This is a genomic window from Pseudomonas sp. MWU13-2105, assembly GCF_023242315.1.
Lineage (GTDB): Bacteria > Pseudomonadota > Gammaproteobacteria > Pseudomonadales > Pseudomonadaceae > Aquipseudomonas.
Window position 1 is genome coordinate 19,260 of the sequence record NZ_JALLIY010000011.1, and the last position, 17,339, is coordinate 36,598.

The window sequence follows — 17,339 nt, forward strand, 5'->3', positions numbered from 1 at the left end:
GGTTTCACCCATGATCATCCCCCTCGAGCCGCGCATGCTGTTCGACGGCGCCGTGGCCGCCACCGTGGCCGAGGCCGCGCAGCCGGCCAACCATGCGACCGCCGATGCGGCGAAGGCGCCGGCCACCGATCATGCGACCGCGCCCGCCGATGCCCATCCGCAATCCGATGCCACGCCGACTCCGGCGCCGGCCGCCGTACCGGGCCAGTCGGTGGTCTTCGTCGACTCGCGGGTGCAGGATTTCGACAGCCTGCTCAAGGGCGTCGCCCCCGGCACCCAGGTGGTGGTGCTACAGGCCGGCAAGGACGGTCTGCAGCAGATCGCCGATTACCTGGACACCCACAAGGGCGTCAGCACCGTGGAAATCATCGCCCACGGTAATTCGGGCGACCTGTGGCTGGGCAGCACCTACCTCTCGTCCGATAACGTCGCGGCGCGGGCTGACGTGTTGGCGCGCATCGGCAATGACATGAATGTCGGCGGCGACATTCTGCTTTATGCCTGCAACACCGCCGCGGGTGACAAGGGCATCGGTTTTGTCGACGCGCTGGCGCAATACACCGGGCGCGATATCGCGGCGTCGACCAACCGCACCGGCCTGGGCGGCGACTGGACCCTGGAAATCGCCACCGGCACCATCGAAAGCCACAACGTGCTCTCGGCCGACGCCATGGCCGCCTACCAGTACGGCCTGTCGACCATTACCGTGACCAGCAACGCTGACAGTGGCGTCGGTTCACTGCGTTCGGCCCTGAGCAGCGCGGTGGCGGGCGATATCGTTACCTTCAACGCCAGCATGACGGTCAACCTGAATTCGCAACTGGTTATCAGCAAGAACCTCACCATCGAAGGCGACCTGGACCACAACGGCACACCCGATGTGACCCTCAGCGGGCAATACAAGACCCAGGTGCTCATGGTCAATTCCGGGATCACCGCGACCCTGGACGGGCTGGTCATTACCCAGGGGTTGGCGGCGGGCAATGGCGCCGCGGCCGGGGTCGACGGCACCGCAGCGATGGGTGGCGGTATTGTCAACGCCGGTAACCTGACCCTGAACAATGTCACGGTGACCAGCAACGCGGCCTCGGGCGGCGGCGGCGGCGGCGGGGTCACGGCGCCCTACGTCGGCGGCGCGGTTGGTGGTGGCGGCGGCGGCGGTGGTGCTCTTGGCGGACAAAATGGTGGTCATGGTGGTAGCTCGGGCTTCGGTACGGGGGTCTATGGCGGTACCTCCGGCACCGCTAACCATGGCGGTACCGGCGGCGGCTACAACCCCAGCTACATGGGTGGCAAGGGGGGGAGCAGCTCCGGCGGCGCGGGCGGTATAGGCGCCGCCAACTACAGTAACGGTGGGGCCGGCGGCACGGCCAACAATGGCACTATCTCCATTGGTGGCGGCGGCGGCGGTTCCGGCTGGGACAAGGCCGGTCGGGCCGGTGCCTCGGCCAGCGGCGGTATCTACAACGCCAGCACGGGCACCCTGACGATCGTCGGTACTTCCGTGATTTCCAACAACATCGCGGCTGGTGGCGGCGGCGGCGGCGGCGGTGGCCTGGGCGGCTCCGCCGACTCCGGTGGCGCGGCCGGCAAAGGCGTCGGCGCGATCTGGAACAAAGGCACGTTGTTGATGACCGCCGCCAACTTCACGGCGATGTCCGGCAACGTCGGCGGCAGCGGCTCCGGTGGTCCGGCACTGGGCGGCGGCAGCACCGGCGCCAGCGTGGCGGCAGTGAACAATATCTTCAACGACGGCGGCACGCTCAACACCGCCTATGCGCCGGCACCGACTGCAACCATCGTGGTGACCAACACCGCGCAGCATATCGGCAGCACTTCGCTGGTGACCATTACCTTCAACCAGGCAGTGACCGGCTTTACCAGCGCCGACCTGACGATTGCCAACGGTACCCTGGGCACCCTGAATACCAGCGATAACATCACCTACACCGCGACCTTTACACCGAACTCGAGTGTCACCAGCGCCACCAACAGCATCGTCCTCGACAATACTGGCGTCACCGCCACGTCGACGGGTACACCGGGAACCGGCACCACCTCGTCCAACAACTACGCCATCGATACCGTGCGCCCGACCGCGACCGTCTCGGTGGTCGCGCCTACGCTGAGCACCACGGTCAACTCGACGGTGAACATTACCTTCAGCGAAGCGGTGAGCGGTTTCAGCCTGGCCGACATGACGGCGTCCAATGGCACCCTGAGCAACCTGACCACCAGCGACAATATCCACTGGACCGCGACCCTGACGCCGAGCGCCAGCAACAACAGCAGCGGCAACGTCATCACCCTGGACAACACCCTCTATACCGATACCGCGACCAACGCCGGTACCGGCACGACCACGTCCAACACCTATGCGGTCGACACCGTGCGGCCGACCGCGACCATCGTGGTGTCCGATACAGCACTGAACATCAGCGGTAACACGTCGCTGGTGACCATCACCTTCAGCGAGGCGGTCACCGGGCTCACCGCCGGCGCCTTCACGGTCGCCGACGGCGCCCTGAGCAACTTGAGCAGCAGCGACGGCGGTACCACCTGGACCGCAACCCTGACGGCAACCCCTGGGGTCACCCATACCGGCGACGTCATCGCCCTGAACAACACCTCGGTCAGTGATGGCGCGGGCAACGCCGGCAGTGGTACCACCAACTCCAACACCTATGCCGTCGATACCCAGCGGCCGAACGCCACCGTCGTGTTCGCCAACACCAACCTGGGCATCGGCCAGACCTCGCTGGTGACCATCACCTTCAGCGAAGCCGTGACCGGTTTCACCAACGCCGACCTGACGGTGTCCAATGGCACCCTGAGCGCGGTGCAGACCAGTGACGGCGGCGTCACCTGGACCGCGACCTTCACCCCGACGGCGGCGATTGTCAGCGCGAGCAACCACATCACCCTGGACAACACCGGGGTCCAGGACATGGCGGGCAACGCCGGCAGCGGCAGCACCACGTCGAACAACGTGGCCATCGACGGCGTGCGTCCGACCGCGACCGTGGTGGTTGCGAACAACTCCCTGATCATTGGCCAGACCTCGCAGGTGACCATTACCTTCTCGGAAGCCGTGGTCGGTTTCACCAATGCCGACCTGACGGTGTCCAACGGCACCCTGAGCGCGGTGAGCAGCAGCGACGGTGGCGTGACCTGGATCGCGACCTTCACCCCGAATGCGAGCATCACCAACACCACCAATGTCATCACCCTGGACAATACCGCCTATAGCGACACCAGCGGCAACATCGGCACCGGGACCACCGACTCCAACAACTACGCCATCGACACCCAGCGCCCGACCGCGACCATCGTGGTCGCCGATCCGACGCTCACTGCTGGCGCAACCTCGCTGGTGACCATCACCTTCAGCGAAGCGGTGACCGGTTTCACCCTGGCCGACCTGAGCGCGAGCCACGGTACCCTGAGCGGACTGAGCACCAGTGACGGCGGTGTCACCTGGACCGCGACCTTCCACCCTGACGGCAATACCAGCAGCGCAACCAACGCCATCACCCTGGCCAATACTGGCATCGCCGACCTGGCGGGCAACGCTGGCGCGGGCACCACCAACTCGGCGAACTTCACCATCGACACCGTACTCCCCACGGCGACCATCGTGATGGCGAACCCGGCGATGAAGATCGGCGACACCTCGCTGGTGACCATCACCTTCAACGAGGCGGTGACCGGTTTCAGCAATGCCGACCTGTCGATTACCAATGGCACCCTGAGCGCGGTACACAGCAGCGACGGCGGCATCACCTGGACCGCCACGTTCACCCCGAACGCGAGCATCGCCGATGCCAGCAACCAGATCACCCTGGACAACAGCGGCGTCCAGGCGGCCGTTTCGGGCAATGTCGGCAGCGGTAGCAGTGTGTCCAATAACTACGCCATCGACACCCAGCGTCCGACCGCCACTGTCGTGGTCGCGACCGATCACCTGGGCATCGGCGGCACGTCCCTGGTGACCATCACCTTCAGCGAGGCGGTGACTGGCGTCAGCCTGGCCGACCTGACCACCGACAACGGCACCCTGAGCGGCCTGAGCACCAGCGACAACATCACCTATACCGCGACCCTGACACCGGTGGCGGGTATCACCCAGAACAACAATCACATTGTCCTGGACAGCAGCACGGTGACCGACATCGCGGGCAACAGCGGCACCGGGACCATCAGCTCGAACGCCTATAATATCGACAGCGTGCGGCCGACCGCGACCATCGTGGTGGCCAACCCGAGCCTGCTCGTCGGGCAGACCTCATTGGTGACCATCACCTTCAGCGAGGCGGTGACCGGCTTCGACAACAGCGACCTGAGCGTGCCCAACGGCACCCTGAGCGCGGTGAGCAGCAGCGACGGCGGCATCACCTGGACGGCGACCTTCACCCCGACCGGCAACGTCCACGACACTACCAACCTGATCAGCCTGAACAACGCGGGCTATACCGACCTGGCCAATAACGCCGGCGCCGGTATCACCAACTCAGGCAACTTCACCATCGATACGGTGCGTCCGACCGCAACCATCGTGGTAGCGGATAACGCCCTGAAGGTCGGTGACACCTCGCTGGTGACCATCACCTTCAGCGAAGCCGTGACCGGCTTCAGCAACGCCGACCTGACGATCAACAACGGCACCTTGACCGGCGTCACCACCAGCGACGGCGGCATCACCTGGACGGCGACCTTCACCCCGACCAGCAATATCACTGACAGCAGCAACGTGATCGAGTTGGACAACACGGGCGTGGCGAACAGCTCGGGCAACGCCGGCAGCGGCGTGACCGACTCGAACAACTACAGCATCGACACCCAGCGTCCGACCGCGACCATTTCCGTGGCGAACAACAACCTGGGCATCGGCCAGACCACCACGGTGACCATCGCTTTCAGCGAAGTGGTGACCGGCTTCAACCTGTCCGAGCTCAGCGTCGCCAATGGCACCCTGTCCAACCTGGCCAGCGCCGACGGCGGCAAGACCTGGACCGCGACCCTGACCCCGACGGCGGCCATCACCGATGCCACCAACCTGATCGTGCTGGACACCAGCCTGGTCAACGATACCGCGGGCAATGCCGGGTCCGGCATCGCGATTTCCAACAACTACGCCGTCGATGCCGACCGGCCGACGGCGACCATCAGCGTCGCCAACCCGAACCTGACCGCCGGCCAGACCACCGTGGTGACCTTCACCTTCAGTGAGAAAGTCAGCAACTTCAACCTGTCGGAATTGAGCGTGGCCAACGGCGTGCTGTCCAACCTGGCCAGCGCCGACGGCGGCAAGACCTGGACCGCGACCCTGACGCCGACGGCGAACATCACCGACCCGAGCAACTTCATCACCCTGGACAACAGCCTGGTCACCGACCTGGCCGGCAACGCCGGGACCGGCTTCGCCAACTCCAACAACTTCGCGGTCAACACCGTGGCGTTGGGTGGCGATCCGCAGTTCCGCGTCGACACGCCAGTGGCGCGGCCGGATCTGCCGAACCAGCCGTTGCAGCCACAGATCAGCATCACGCCGACCGGCGGCCTCGGCTCTCCGCTGGGCTTCCCGCCGTTGTTCGAACAGCGCACCTCGGGCGACGGCTTGCCGCCAGTGGGCAATATCTTCATCAACCAGAACGCGCTGACGCCGAGCTTTATCGCCCAGGTGTTCAGCAGCGACAGCGGGGCCACCGGCGGTACCAGTGGTTTCCTCGGCTTTGGCGGCGGCGATGGCGGGGTGTTCGGCAGCAGTACCATGTCGAGCATTTTCCACCACGAGTCGGGCAACGGCGATAGCTCCACCAGCCAGGTCTTCGACCGTAACGGCAAGGGCCTGGGCGATCCGGCCCAGGGCGTGCGCGGCATTTTCGGCGCGCCGACCCTGGGGCAGCAATTGCAGAAGATCAAAGACGGCGAGCAGCAACAGCTGCATGAACTAGCCTGGGCGTTGGAACAAGTCGGCATCAGCGAAATGTCGGCCTGAACACTATTAGGAATCTGCGCCGGCGGTTGTCGGCGCCTATAAAAAAGAATGTGCTAGTCAGGGGCGGAGCTAGGGATGAGAAGAAGTCAGAAGTTGTTCAGCGTCAGCTTGTTGGCGCTGGTAGTCAGTGGTTGTGCCGTGACCAGCCAGCCGATCGATCGTAGTGTCAGCGAACAACGTGCCAAGAGCGATATGCAGACCATGTTCAAGGATCAGGAGCCATTGAGCGGCCCGCTGACCCTGCACCAGGCCATGGCCCGCGCGGTAAAGTACAATCTCGAGGGCCGGCTGAAGATCATGGAGGAGGCCCTGGCCAAGCGCCAACTTGATCTCGCCAGCTTCGACATGCTGCCGCGCATGGCGCTCTCCGCCGGCTATGCCGGGCGTAATAATGTCAGCGCTTCCAGCAGCCAGAACGTCCGGACCGGGGAGCAGTCCCTGGTACCTTCGACTTCCCAGGACCGCGACCGTCGCGTCGGCGACCTGACCATGGTCTGGAACGTGCTCGACTTCGGCGTGAGCTACATCAACGCCAAGCAGCAGGGCGACCAACGACTGATCGTCCAGGAGCGCCGGCGCAAGGTGGTCAACACCATCGTCCAGGACGTGCGTTCGGCCTACTGGCGCGCCGTGGCCGCCGAGCGCCTGCTCAAGCAGATCGATAGCCTGATGGCGCGGGTCGAGCAGGCCCAGGGCAACAGCGAGAAAATGAGTGAGCAGCGCATTGGCGATCCGATCCAGGCCCTGGGCTACCAGCGCGCCCTGATCGTCGCCACGCGCCAGCTGGAAGAACAACGCAAGGCCCTGACCCTGGCCAAGACCGAACTGGCGACCCTGATCAACCTGCCGATGGGCACCGAGCTGACCCTGGCGACTCCGGAAAACTACGAGATCCCGGAACTCAAGGTCGACATGGGCAAGCTGGAGCAGGAAGCCCTGGCCAACCGTCCGGAACTGCGCGAGCAGGACTACCAGACCCGGATCAGCGCCAACGAAACCCGCAAGGCCATGCTGCGCCTGCTGCCGGGCCTGGAATTCTCCGCCGGCGGCCATTACGACAGCAACTCCTTCCTGGTCAACGACAAGTGGGCCGACTACGGCGTCAAGGTCACCTGGAACCTGTTCAATGTGATCTCCGCACCGGCGGCCATTGACGTTGCCAAGGCCGGCGAAGAAGTGGCCACGGCGCGTCGCCAGGCCATGTCCATCGCGGTGCTGGCCCAGCTCTACGTGGCCAATGCCAACTTCAATGAAGCGCTGCGTCAGTTCAAGACCAGCCAGCAACTGTCGAACATTGACGGGCAGATCGCCGGTCAACTGCGCAACCGCTACAAGGCGGCTGGGCTCGGTGAACTGGACCTGATCCAGGGCGAGCTCAACACCTTGCAGGCCGACCTGCGTCGCGACCTGGCCTATGCCGACCTGCGCAATGCCTACGGGCAGATCTTTGCCAGTGCCGGGCTGGATCCGCTGCCGCCGGAAGTGTCTTCGACCAAGATCCAGTCGATTGCCGGGGCCTTGGCCACGCGTGAGTCCGATTGGGCCGCGGGCAAGATCGATGAACCAGTGAGGCCTGCTCAAGCGAAATGACCGACTTGCCCCGGGGGCCGATCAGCCGCAGTCAACGCGAGGCCTGTGCCGGGCGGTTGCTCGAGCGGCTTTGCGTGGCGGGAGCCATTCTCTGAGCCGGCCGGCGTTTTCCCGCCTGCCTGTCGCCGTGGACCTGCCACTGCTGCGCCAGGCCCTGGCGCAGTTGGGCGACAGTGCCTGGGTGGCGCACTTCAATCGCGATTACTTCACTGGCGAGTGGAGCGGGGTGGCGCTGGTGTCCGCCAACGATGCCCCGGGCGAACTGGCGCCGGGCAAGGGCGAGGCGGTGGCGCGCAAACCCTGGCTGGAAGACCCGCGCTGGTCCTATGGCTTGCAGGGCCTGCCGTTGGAAATCCGTTCGGCGCGCCTGCTGCGGCTGGGCCCGGGTGGGCGGATTCATGAACACCGCGATTACGACCTCAGTCCTCCGGACGCTGACCGGCGCCTGCATATTCCCCTGCTCAGCCCGCCCGAGGTGGAGTTCATACTCGATGGCCAGTGCATTCCGATGAAGGCCGGCGAATGCTGGTTTCTCGACCTGGCGCGGCCCCATAGCGTCGACAACTGGGGCGAGGGCGAGCGGGTTCACCTGGTGCTCGACTGTCGTCCGAGTGCCTGGCTGGAGCAGCAGATTGCCGCGGGCCTGCCGAGCACTCCGGCGCCTGGCCGGGGGCGGGCGGCCATGGCGCTCGAGCAGTTTCGCCAATGGCTGGAGCGTGACCCGCAACTGTCTCGGGAACTGCAGGCGCAGACCGACAGCGAAGCCTTTATCACCCGGACCCTGGAGCGCGCCGCCGCCCATGGCTTGCACTTCGCCCGTGAAGACTTGCGCGCGGCCATGCTCCGTGGCCGGCGCAATTGGAATCAGCCATGGACGGCCTGAAAGACTGGCTGCCGATTCGCGTCTGGCGCGAAGACGTCCATTGGCGTGTCGACTGGTGCTGGTTTGGTGAGCGCCGGCTGGATCAGCCGTTTTTTGGCGATTCGGTGGAGGAAGCCCTGAAGTTGCCGTTCAACCAGGCTTTTCGGCGTGAGACGCCGCTGGCGGTGCTCAGTGAATGGCAGGTGCCGGCGGTGGCGCCGAGTGCGTTTATCTATCATGCCTCGCGCTGCGGTTCGACGCTGATCGGCCAGATGCTGGCGCAGTTGGACAACCACATCGTGATCAGCGAGCCGCCGCCGCTGGACCGCCTGCTGCGCGACGCGCTCGATCCGCAGGAGCGGCGTGCCGCCGTGCGAGGGTTGTTGGCGGCTTACGGCCAGCGGCGGCGCGGCACCGAACAGGCCCTGGTGATCAAGCTGGACGCCTGGAATATCGGCGAGTTGCCCTTGCTGCGCGAGTGTTTTCCCGAGACGCCCTGGTTGTTCCTGTACCGCGATCCGCTGGAAGTCGCCGTGTCCCATGTGCGCCGGGCCGGTCTGCACATGGTGCCGGGGATGATCGGTCATAGCGTGTTGGACACGCCGGAGCAGGATGACTCGCGGGAAGACTACATCGCCGCGCGCCTCGGGCGGATCCTCCGGCAGGGCTGGGAGCACTGCCTGGCTTTTGGCGGTTTGCCGGTCAACTACAGTGAACTGCCGGGGGCATTGGGAGGGCATCTGGGTGAGTTCTTCGGGCTCGACGACCGGCAGCGCAGCCAGGTGTTTGCCGTCGCCCGACAGCACGCCAAGCAACCGGACCAGGTGTTTGTGCCGGACAGCCAGGACAAGCACCGGGAAGCCTCCGAGCGGCTCAAGGAGCGGGTGGCGTTCTGGGCCGAGGGGCCTTATCAGGCCCTGGAAGTTTTGCGCGCGGAACGCAATCCGCCAGGCGCGACCGGCCGCCGCCCGCTGGCGCGCAATGGTCGTCAACGTTGACGCAGAGTCTCATGCCTAGCCGAAATTTGTGGCGAGCGGGCAAGCCCGCTCGCCACAAGACCGCGCCAGTTGCTGAATTTCTTGATTGGCAGTCCTCGGACGTCAGGTCTTATCTTTCGCTGACAGATCGGCCATGCCCTTCAGCAACTCGATCGGCAGCGGAAAGACGATGGTCGAGCTCTTGTCCCCGGCAATCGACGACAAGGTCTGCATATACCGCAGCTGCATGGCCCCCGGCTGGCGTCCGAGCATTTCGGCGGCCTGCATCAGTTTCTCGGAGGCCTGCAGTTCGCCTTCGGCGTGGATCACCTTGGCCCGCCGTTCCCGTTCAGCCTCGGCCTGCTTGGCGATGGCGCGGATCATCGACTCGTTGAGGTCCACATGCTTGATCTCGACGTTGGCCACCTTGATCCCCCAGGCATCGGTCTGGGCGTCCAGCACTTGCTGGACATCGGCATTGAGCTTTTCCCGCTCGGCCAGCAGCTCATCCAGCTCATGCTTGCCGAGTACCGCGCGCAGCGTCGTTTGGGCCAGTTGGCTGGTGGCGGCGAGAAAGTTCTCCACCTGGATAATCGCCTTCTGCGGGTCGAGCACGCGGAAGTACAGCACCGCATTGACCTTCACCGAGACGTTGTCGCGGGTGATCACGTCCTGGGGCGGCACGTCGTGCACCACCGTACGAAGGTCGACCCGGACCATTTGCTGGACCAGCGGAATCAACACGATCAGCCCGGGTCCCTTGACCTGCCAGAAGCGTCCGAGCTGGAACACTACGCCGCGTTCATATTCACGCAGGATGCGAAAGGTCGACGCCACCAGCATCAGCAGCAGGAACGCCAGCAGCGCGCCGGAACCCAATTGCAGGACCATGATCAATCTCCTCGCCTGGGCGGGTCGTCAACGGCTTTCACTTCCAATAGCAGGCCCTTGCGCGCGATCACCCGTACCTGTTGACCGGGATGCAGCGGTGTCGGGCTCAGGACCTGCCAGTTTTCGCCTTGCAACTGCACCCAGCCGGCGTAGGCATTGCCGGCTTTCAGGGCGGTAATGGGTGTCAGGCTGCCTTCCAGCCCGGCATCGCCGCTGACCACCTTGCGTCGGTGGGCCTTGATTGCGGCGCCGATCACGCCGAGCAGCAAGAGCGTGCCGATGAGCATCAGGCTGAGTTTCAGCGGCTGGGCGGTGTTGTCGTCGAATAGCTGTGGGTTGAACAGGACCAGCGTGCCGACCACGACCGCGACGAGACCGCTGGCGCCGATCGCACCGTAACTTGGCACCAGGGCTTCGGCGACGATCAGGGCGATGCCCAGCAGGATCAGCCCGGAGCCGGAGTCGTCGATGGGCAGCACCAGCAGGGTCACGACGGAGTCGGCGCCTTCGGCAAGTTGGGGCCCGATGGGCCAGACGATCAGCCACCCGAACAGCAACCAGGCCCACCAGCAACGACTGCTCACTTGAGTTCTCCGCGAGTTTCGTTACCCCCATCAAGAAGCTTAGTCGAGCGGGGGCGCCCCGCCGGATAAACCTCTGCTCGCTGCCGCTCCCGGAGCGGTCGTGCCGCCTCTCCAGCCAACGCGCTCCCACAGGTTCGGGATGTACACAGCATCTGGGTATGACGCTGTCATGTAGGAGCAGGACTTGCCCGCGAAGCTTTTTAGACCCGACCCGACTATCGAGGACCTGTGATAGCGAGAACGGTTACTGACGTTAAGCCGACGCCCGGCGCCGAACTGCCTAGACTCTTACCCAAGGAAGGCAGCAAACCCATCGCCCTGGGGCATTCGACAGGGCTCGGAGGTGCATCATGCGCATGGCAAAAACCGTGCAGCGCAGCCTGGAACAGGCGCACTGCGAATTCGACATCGTCGCTCATCCGCATTCGTCCAGCAGCCTGGAAACCGCCCGCCTGGCGGGGATCCCGGCCGAGCGCATGGCCAAGTCGGTGGTGCTCGACGACCAGCACGGCCACTACCTGATGGCGGTCCTGCCCGCCAGCCAGCACCTGGACCTGAGCAAGGTCCGTGGCGCCAGTACCTGGCAGATTACCCGGGAAAGCACCCTGGCCTATCTGTTCCAGGACTGCGAACGCGGGGCGGTACCGGCGCTGGGCGAGTCCTATGGCTTGAAAATGGTGGTCGATCCGCAACTGACCCGCCAGCACGACATCTACGTGGAAGCCGGCAACCATCACAATCTGGTGCATATGCAGATGGACCAGTACCTGAAACTGGTACCGCATGCCGAGGTGTGCGAGGTCTGTCATTGAGGCCCGGGCACGGTCCGTTCCGTACTCACGCGGTGCTTTGCAGCGGGAACGCCCTTGCTCGCGCGACTGTCTGACCAGCACCGCCATTTTTCCTGTACTGGAGAGCCCCATGGAATCACCTGACCACAGCCTGCCATCCCTGTTCAAGCAACTGGGCCTGCCCGACGACCCGGTCAGCATCGATCGCTTTGTCGCCACCCATTCGCCGCTCAAGCCGGAGCTGCATCTGGCCGACGCTTTTTTCTGGAGCAAGAGCCAGGCGGACTTTCTGCGGAGCGAGATTCTCGACGATGCCGACTGGGCGGAAGTGGTGGATCAGCTGGATGTGTTGTTGAGGAAGGGGAGAGGCGTTTAAGGCACGGCATGGCGTAATTGTTTCAAAACTTGACGAGGCGCGATTGATGCGAGATATTGATAGTTAGCAAACTAACAATGCGAATCTCCCCGTGTCCAAGCACCTCGAACAGTTGCACAAGCATATCAGTGCCGGCCTCGTCGTCGCCTCGCGCCATTGGCGCCGGGTGTGCCAGACCACGCTGGTCAACTATGGGATCTCCGAAGCCTGTGCCATGCCGTTGCTGCTGATCGGGCGCATGGGGCCGGGTGTGCGCCAGGTTACCGTGGCCCACGAAGCGGGTATGGAGAGCCCGTCGCTGGTGCGCCTGCTCGACCAGTTGTGCAATGCCGGCTATGTGTTGCGCAGCGAAGACCCGAGCGACCGCCGCGCGAAATGCCTGAGCCTGACCGAGGCCGGCGAGCACCTGATGCATGACATCGAAAGCCAGTTGATCCGCTTGCGCAGTGAAGTCCTCGACGGCATCGCACCGGCTGATCTGGAAGCGGCGCTGCGGGTCATCCGCGCCTTCGAAGCGGCCGGGCAGCACCTCGGAGTGGCCAACCCGTGAACGGTTTCTGGACCGGCATGCCGCCTGCCCGCGACTGGTTCTACGGCGTGCGCACCTTCGCCGCCTCGATGATCGCGCTGTATATCGCCTTGCTGATGGAGCTGCCGCGCCCCTACTGGGCCATGGCCACCGTCTATATCGTCTCCAGCCCATTCGTCGGTCCCACCAGCTCCAAGGCCCTGTATCGCGCGGTCGGTACTTTTCTCGGGGCCTCGGCGGCGGTGCTGTTCGTCCCGCTGTTCGTACAGACCCCCTATCTGCTGGTGGTGGCGGTCGCGCTCTGGACCGGCATCCTGCTGTTTCTCTCGCTGCACCTGCGCACCGCCAACAGCTACGCGCTGATGCTCGCCGGCTACACCATGCCGATGATCGCCCTGCCGGTGGTCGATAACCCCCTGGGCGTATTCGATGTGGCGGTGTCGCGGACCGAGGAAATCTTTCTCGGCATTGCCGTGGCGGCGGTGGTCGGCAGCATGTTCTGGCCCCGGCGCCTGGCTCCGGTGTTTATCGACGCGGCGGGTAAGTGGTTCGGCGATGCCTCGACCTACAGCCTGCGTTTTCTTTCGCGCAACGTGCAGGCCGAGGAAGTCAGCACGCTGCGCTCGGCGATGGTCGCGACCTTCAACAGCCTTGAAATGATGATCGGCCAGTTGCCCCACGAAGGCGCCCGGCCACAGACCGTGCGCAACACCAAGGAGTTGCGCGGGCGGATGATCCACCTGTTGCCGGTGGTCGATGCCCTGGACGACGCCTTGTATGCGATGGAGCGACGCACGCCGGAGCTGGTGGCGCGTTTCGAACCCTTGCTCGTGGCCACCCGTGAATGGCTGGAAAGCACCACGCAAGATGCGCTGGTCGAACGCTGGCAAGCCCTGCGGGCCCAGGTCGAAAGCCTGCAACCCGGCCCGGTCGAGCTGGATGACCGGCGCCAGCTGCTGTTCTCCAACGCCCTCTACCGTCTCGGCGAGTGGATTGACCTGTGGCAGGACCTGCGTAGCCTGCAATACGCCATCCGCTGCGAGAGCCAGGATAACTGGCGCGCGGTCTATCGCCACTGGCGCCTGGGCCGCCTGACGCCATTTCTCGACCGTGGCCTGATGCTCTATTCGGCGGGTTCGACGGTGCTGGCGATCATTGTCGCCTCGCTGCTGTGGATTCTGCTCGGCTGGACCGACGGCGCCAGCGCGGTGATCCTGGCGGCGGTCGCCTGCAGCTTTTTCGCGGCGATGGACGACCCGGCGCCGCAGATCTACCGGTTCTTTTTCTGGACCGCGATGTCGGTGATTTTCGCCAGTCTCTACCTGTTCGTGGTGTTGCCCAACCTGCACGATTTCCCGATGCTGGTGCTGGCCTTCGCCGTGCCCTTTATCTGCGTCGGTACCCTCACCGTGCAGCCGCGTTTCTACCTCGGGACCTTGCTGACCATCGTCAATACCTCGTCCTTCATCAGCATCCAGGGCGCCTACGACGCCGACTTCCTGAACTTCACCAACTCCAACCTGGCCGGTCCCGTGGGCCTGCTGTTCGCTTTTGTCTGGACCCTGGTGGCCCGGCCTTTCGGCGCCGAGCTGGCGGCCAAGCGCCTGACCCGTTTCAGCTGGCACGACATCGTCGGGCTGACCGAGCCGGCGACCCTGGCCGAACACCGGCACCTGGGCGCGCAGATGCTCGACCGGCTGATGCAGCATCTGCCACGGCTGGCCATGACCGGCCAGGACACCGGTGCGGCGCTGCGCGAGTTGCGGGTGGCACTCAACCTGCTCGACCTGCTGGCCTACACGCCACGGGTGCTGGGGGGGGCGAATGTGCTGCTCAAACAGGTGGTGGAGGAGGTCGGCGAGTACTTCCGCGCCTGCCTCAAGGCACGTGAGCGCCTGCCGGCACCGGCGCCCTTGCTGATGACCCTGGACCGCACGCGGCGGGCCCTGAGTTCCCAGGGGCTGGACGATGGCGAAACCCGCCTGCACCTGTTGCACGCCTTGAGTGGACTGCGCCTGGCGTTGTTGCCCGGCGTGGAATTCGTCGATAGCGGCGATCAGCCTTCGAGTGTTCCGTATGGGATCAATGGGGTGCCTTTATGATCGGTGACCTGGATATCAGCGGGGTGTTCCTGCCCACGCTGCTGGTGCTGATGGGCATTACGTATGCGCTGTACCTGGTGGTGCACGGGCTGTTGACGCACTTCCACTTCTACCGCCTGGTCTGGCACCGGGCCTTGTTCAACGTCGGTCTCTACGCTTTGTTGCTGGGCGTTGTGGATTCGTTCAGTCGATACCTGATGACATGAAAAAACCTCTTTTGACCATTGGCCGTGTAGTCCTGACTTTGCTGGTGGTGATCTTCGCCTGCCTGGTGGTCTGGCGCATGGTGATGTACTACATGTTCGCGCCCTGGACCCGGGACGGGCATATCCGCGCCGATATCGTGCAGATCGCCCCGGACGTGTCCGGCTTGATCCAGCAGGCGCAGGTGCGTGACAACCAGCCGGTGAGCCGTGGCCAGGTGCTGTTCAGCATCGACCAGGACCGCTTCAAGCTGGCGCTGCGCCAAGCCAGGGCGGCGCTGGCCGACCGCCAGGAAACCCTGGCCCAGGCCCAGCGCGAGAACAAGCGTAACCGTGGCCTGGGTAACCTGGTGGCCGGCGAGCAACTGGAGGAAAGCCAGTCGCGGGTCGCCCGGGCCGAACTGGCCCTGAGCGAAGCCCAGGTGGCGGTGGACGCCGCGCAATTGAACCTCGACCGCTCGGTGATCCGCAGCCCGGTGGACGGCTACGTCAACGACCGCGCCCCGCGTGAGCGCGAGTTCGTCACGGCCGGGCGGCCGGTGCTGGCGGTGGTGGATAGCAGTTCCTTCCATATCGACGGTTATTTCGAGGAAACCAAGCTCGACGGCATCCAGGTCGGCCAGGGCGTGGATATCCGGGTGATCGGTGACAATGCGCGGTTGCGCGGGCATGTCGAAAGCATCGTCGCCGGGATCGAGGACCGCGACCGCAGCAGCGGCTCGAACCTGCTGCCCAACGTCAATCCGGCGTTCAGTTGGGTGCGCCTGGCCCAGCGGATTCCGGTGCGGATTGCCTTTGACGAGGTGCCGGCGGACTTTCGCATGATCGCCGGGCGTACGGCCACGGTGTCGATCATCAATGACGCCAAGGCCGCGCCGAAACAAGAGACCGCGCAATGAAAGCGCTGACGCAAGTCGCGACCCTGGGCCTCGGCCTGATGCTGTCGGCATGCTCGATGGTTGGTCCGGATTATCACCTGCCGGCCGATTCGGCGATGCAGCGCAAGGACCTGCAAGGGAGCATCGCCGGCGAAGGCGACAATGTGGTGTCGGCGCCGGTGCCGACCGATTGGTGGCGGCTGTACCAGGACCCGCGCCTGGATCAACTGGTCCGCCAGGCGCTGGCGTCCAACACCGACTTGCGGGTGGCGGCGGCAAGCCTGTCGCGGGCCCGGGCCCAGGTGGAAGAGGCCGAGGCAGCCGGCGGTTTCAGTGCCGGGGTGAAAGCCGGCGCCCAACGGTTGCAGGAGTCCGGCCAGGCGTTCCTGCTGCCGGAAAAGGTGCCGGTGGCCAACATCGGGGAGATCGCGCTTTCCGCGTCCTATCAGTTCGACCTGTGGGGCACCTTGCAACGCGGCATCGAGGCGGCCAAAGCCAATGCCGACGCGACCCAGGCGGCGGGCGACGTGGCCCGTATCACCCTGGTGGCGGATGTGGTGCGCTCCTACACCCAGGTCTGCGCGGCCAACGAAGAGCGCAAGATCGCCGAGCAGTCCCTCGAACTGCAAGCCCAGAGCACCGAGCTGACCAAGCGTCTGCGTGATGCCGGGCGCGGCGACGAAACCCAGGTCACCCGGTCCCAGACCCAGTTCAAATCCCTGCGCGCCGAGTTGCCGCGCTACCAGGCCGCGCGCCAGGCCGGCTTGTACCGCTTGTCGATGTTGCTGGCCAAGCCGCTGGAGCAGTTGCCGGCCGGTGTCGCCGAGTGCGCCACGCTGCCGCATATCAGCCAGTTGCTGCCGGTGGGCGACGGCGCCGAGCTGCTCAAGCGCCGTCCGGATATCCGCCAGGCCGAACGCCGGCTGGCGGCGGCGACGGCCAGCATCGGCGTGGCCACGGGCGAGCTGTACCCGAACATCAGCATCGGCGCCACGGTGGGCACCGTCGGTATCCTGAAAGACCTGGGCGAGCCGTCGACCAATCGCTGGGGCTTCGGTCCGGCGATCAGTTGGACCGTGCCGACCAATGGCGCCCGCGCCCGGATCCGTGAAGCCGAGGCCGGTGCCCAGGGCGCCCTGGCGCATTTCGACGGAGTGGTGCTCAACGCCATCCGTGAAACCCAGACCAGCCTGACCCAGTACACCGCGCAGCTCGACCGCCGCGATGCACTGGCGGATGCCGAGCAGTCGGCCAAGCTGGCGGCGGGCCAGACGCACCGCTTCTTCACCGCCGGTCGCGCCTCGTTCCTCGCCGACCTGCAGGCGACCCGCACCTATACTGATGTCCGCGCACAACTGGCTTCCGCCAACACCCAGGTGGCGATGAGTCAGATCGAACTGTTCCTGGCCCTGGGCGGTGGTTGGGAAAGCGGACGAACGCCACCTGCCGAGCACGCGAAACCCTGAGTCCGTTGCTATGCTTTGAACTATCGGCTGGTCGCCGCTGGTGGGAAGCGCTGGGTGAATCCTAACCATCGCGGTCAGCGTGGCCCGATGGG

Annotated in this window: 13 protein-coding genes; 11 read left to right on the plus strand and 2 right to left on the minus strand. The window is 64.9% G+C overall.

Translation table 11 applies throughout. From position 1 onward, the window contains the following. Positions 1–10 precede the first annotated feature (10 nt). The 4 genes from M5B96_RS17045 to M5B96_RS17060 all read left to right on the plus strand — a co-directional run bounded on the left by M5B96_RS17045 (position 11) and on the right by M5B96_RS17060 (position 9,448). Positions 11–5,998 (plus strand): Ig-like domain-containing protein, encoded by a 5,988-nt coding sequence (locus M5B96_RS17045; protein ID WP_248797905.1) that lies wholly within the window; start codon positions 11–13, stop codon positions 5,996–5,998. 93 nt (positions 5,999–6,091) lie between these two features. After that, positions 6,092–7,588, plus strand: coding sequence for a TolC family protein (locus tag M5B96_RS17050; RefSeq protein ID WP_248798106.1), 1,497 nt, complete (start codon positions 6,092–6,094; stop codon positions 7,586–7,588). 91 nt (positions 7,589–7,679) lie between these two features. Then, the gene (locus M5B96_RS17055) at positions 7,680–8,471 is read left to right on the plus strand and encodes an aspartyl/asparaginyl beta-hydroxylase domain-containing protein (RefSeq protein WP_248798107.1); all 792 of its coding nucleotides are present in this window, start codon (positions 7,680–7,682) and stop codon (positions 8,469–8,471) included. Further along, on the plus strand, positions 8,459–9,448 hold the full coding sequence (locus M5B96_RS17060; RefSeq protein ID WP_248797906.1) for a sulfotransferase family protein: 990 nt from the start codon (positions 8,459–8,461) through the stop codon (positions 9,446–9,448). The genes M5B96_RS17055 and M5B96_RS17060 overlap by 13 nt, the downstream gene beginning before the upstream one ends. Positions 9,449–9,550: 102 nt before the next feature. Here the strand turns inward: M5B96_RS17060 and M5B96_RS17065 are convergent, their stop codons facing one another. Next, positions 9,551–10,318 carry a slipin family protein gene (locus tag M5B96_RS17065; RefSeq protein WP_248797907.1) on the minus strand — a complete coding sequence of 256 codons (768 nt, stop codon included), beginning with the start codon at positions 10,316–10,318 and terminating at the stop codon, positions 9,551–9,553. Between the two features lie 2 nt (positions 10,319–10,320). Beyond that, a complete protein-coding gene (locus M5B96_RS17070) occupies positions 10,321–10,902 on the minus strand; it encodes an NfeD family protein (RefSeq protein WP_318654845.1) in 582 nt (193 codons plus the stop codon). A 350-nt stretch (positions 10,903–11,252) separates the two neighbouring features. On the opposite strand from M5B96_RS17070, the gene M5B96_RS17075 reads away from it, so the two are divergent. From M5B96_RS17075 to M5B96_RS17105, 7 genes are all read left to right on the plus strand, one after another. Continuing rightward, the gene (locus M5B96_RS17075; RefSeq protein ID WP_248797908.1) at positions 11,253–11,714 is read left to right on the plus strand and encodes an aminoacyl-tRNA deacylase; all 462 of its coding nucleotides are present in this window, start codon (positions 11,253–11,255) and stop codon (positions 11,712–11,714) included. A gap of 109 nt (positions 11,715–11,823) precedes the next feature. Then, a complete protein-coding gene (locus M5B96_RS17080) occupies positions 11,824–12,069 on the plus strand; it encodes a DUF2789 domain-containing protein (protein WP_248797909.1) in 246 nt (81 codons plus the stop codon). A 91-nt stretch (positions 12,070–12,160) separates the two neighbouring features. After that, positions 12,161–12,619: a MarR family winged helix-turn-helix transcriptional regulator gene (locus M5B96_RS17085; RefSeq protein ID WP_248797910.1), complete on the plus strand. Its 459-nt coding sequence runs from the start codon at positions 12,161–12,163 to the stop codon at positions 12,617–12,619. Then, positions 12,616–14,700 carry an FUSC family protein gene (locus M5B96_RS17090; RefSeq protein ID WP_248797911.1) on the plus strand — a complete coding sequence of 695 codons (2,085 nt, stop codon included), beginning with the start codon at positions 12,616–12,618 and terminating at the stop codon, positions 14,698–14,700. The genes M5B96_RS17085 and M5B96_RS17090 overlap by 4 nt, the downstream gene beginning before the upstream one ends. Beyond that, the gene (locus M5B96_RS17095; protein ID WP_248797912.1) at positions 14,697–14,906 is read left to right on the plus strand and encodes a DUF1656 domain-containing protein; all 210 of its coding nucleotides are present in this window, start codon (positions 14,697–14,699) and stop codon (positions 14,904–14,906) included. Before M5B96_RS17090 ends, M5B96_RS17095 begins: the two co-directional genes overlap by 4 nt. Next, a complete protein-coding gene (locus M5B96_RS17100) occupies positions 14,903–15,802 on the plus strand; it encodes an efflux RND transporter periplasmic adaptor subunit (RefSeq protein ID WP_248797913.1) in 900 nt (299 codons plus the stop codon). The genes M5B96_RS17095 and M5B96_RS17100 overlap by 4 nt, the downstream gene beginning before the upstream one ends. Then, positions 15,799–17,247 (plus strand): efflux transporter outer membrane subunit, encoded by a 1,449-nt coding sequence (locus M5B96_RS17105; protein ID WP_248797914.1) that lies wholly within the window; start codon positions 15,799–15,801, stop codon positions 17,245–17,247. The genes M5B96_RS17100 and M5B96_RS17105 overlap by 4 nt, the downstream gene beginning before the upstream one ends. The last annotated feature ends 92 nt before the right edge of the window (positions 17,248–17,339 follow it).

Bases quoted from the DNA above. Each gene is read 5' to 3' on its own strand.
- M5B96_RS17045 (WP_248797905.1), top strand. From the start codon at position 11: ATGATCATCCCCCTCGAGCCGCGCATGCTGTTCGACGGCGCCGTGGCC.
- M5B96_RS17060 (WP_248797906.1), top strand. From the start codon at position 8,459: ATGGACGGCCTGAAAGACTGGCTGCCGATTCGCGTCTGGCGCGAAGAC.
- M5B96_RS17065 (WP_248797907.1), bottom strand. From the start codon at position 10,318: ATGGTCCTGCAATTGGGTTCCGGCGCGCTGCTGGCGTTCCTGCTGCTG.
- M5B96_RS17075 (WP_248797908.1), top strand. From the start codon at position 11,253: ATGCGCATGGCAAAAACCGTGCAGCGCAGCCTGGAACAGGCGCACTGC.
- M5B96_RS17080 (WP_248797909.1), top strand. From the start codon at position 11,824: ATGGAATCACCTGACCACAGCCTGCCATCCCTGTTCAAGCAACTGGGC.
- M5B96_RS17095 (WP_248797912.1), top strand. From the start codon at position 14,697: ATGATCGGTGACCTGGATATCAGCGGGGTGTTCCTGCCCACGCTGCTG.
- M5B96_RS17100 (WP_248797913.1), top strand. From the start codon at position 14,903: ATGAAAAAACCTCTTTTGACCATTGGCCGTGTAGTCCTGACTTTGCTG.
- M5B96_RS17105 (WP_248797914.1), top strand. From the start codon at position 15,799: ATGAAAGCGCTGACGCAAGTCGCGACCCTGGGCCTCGGCCTGATGCTG.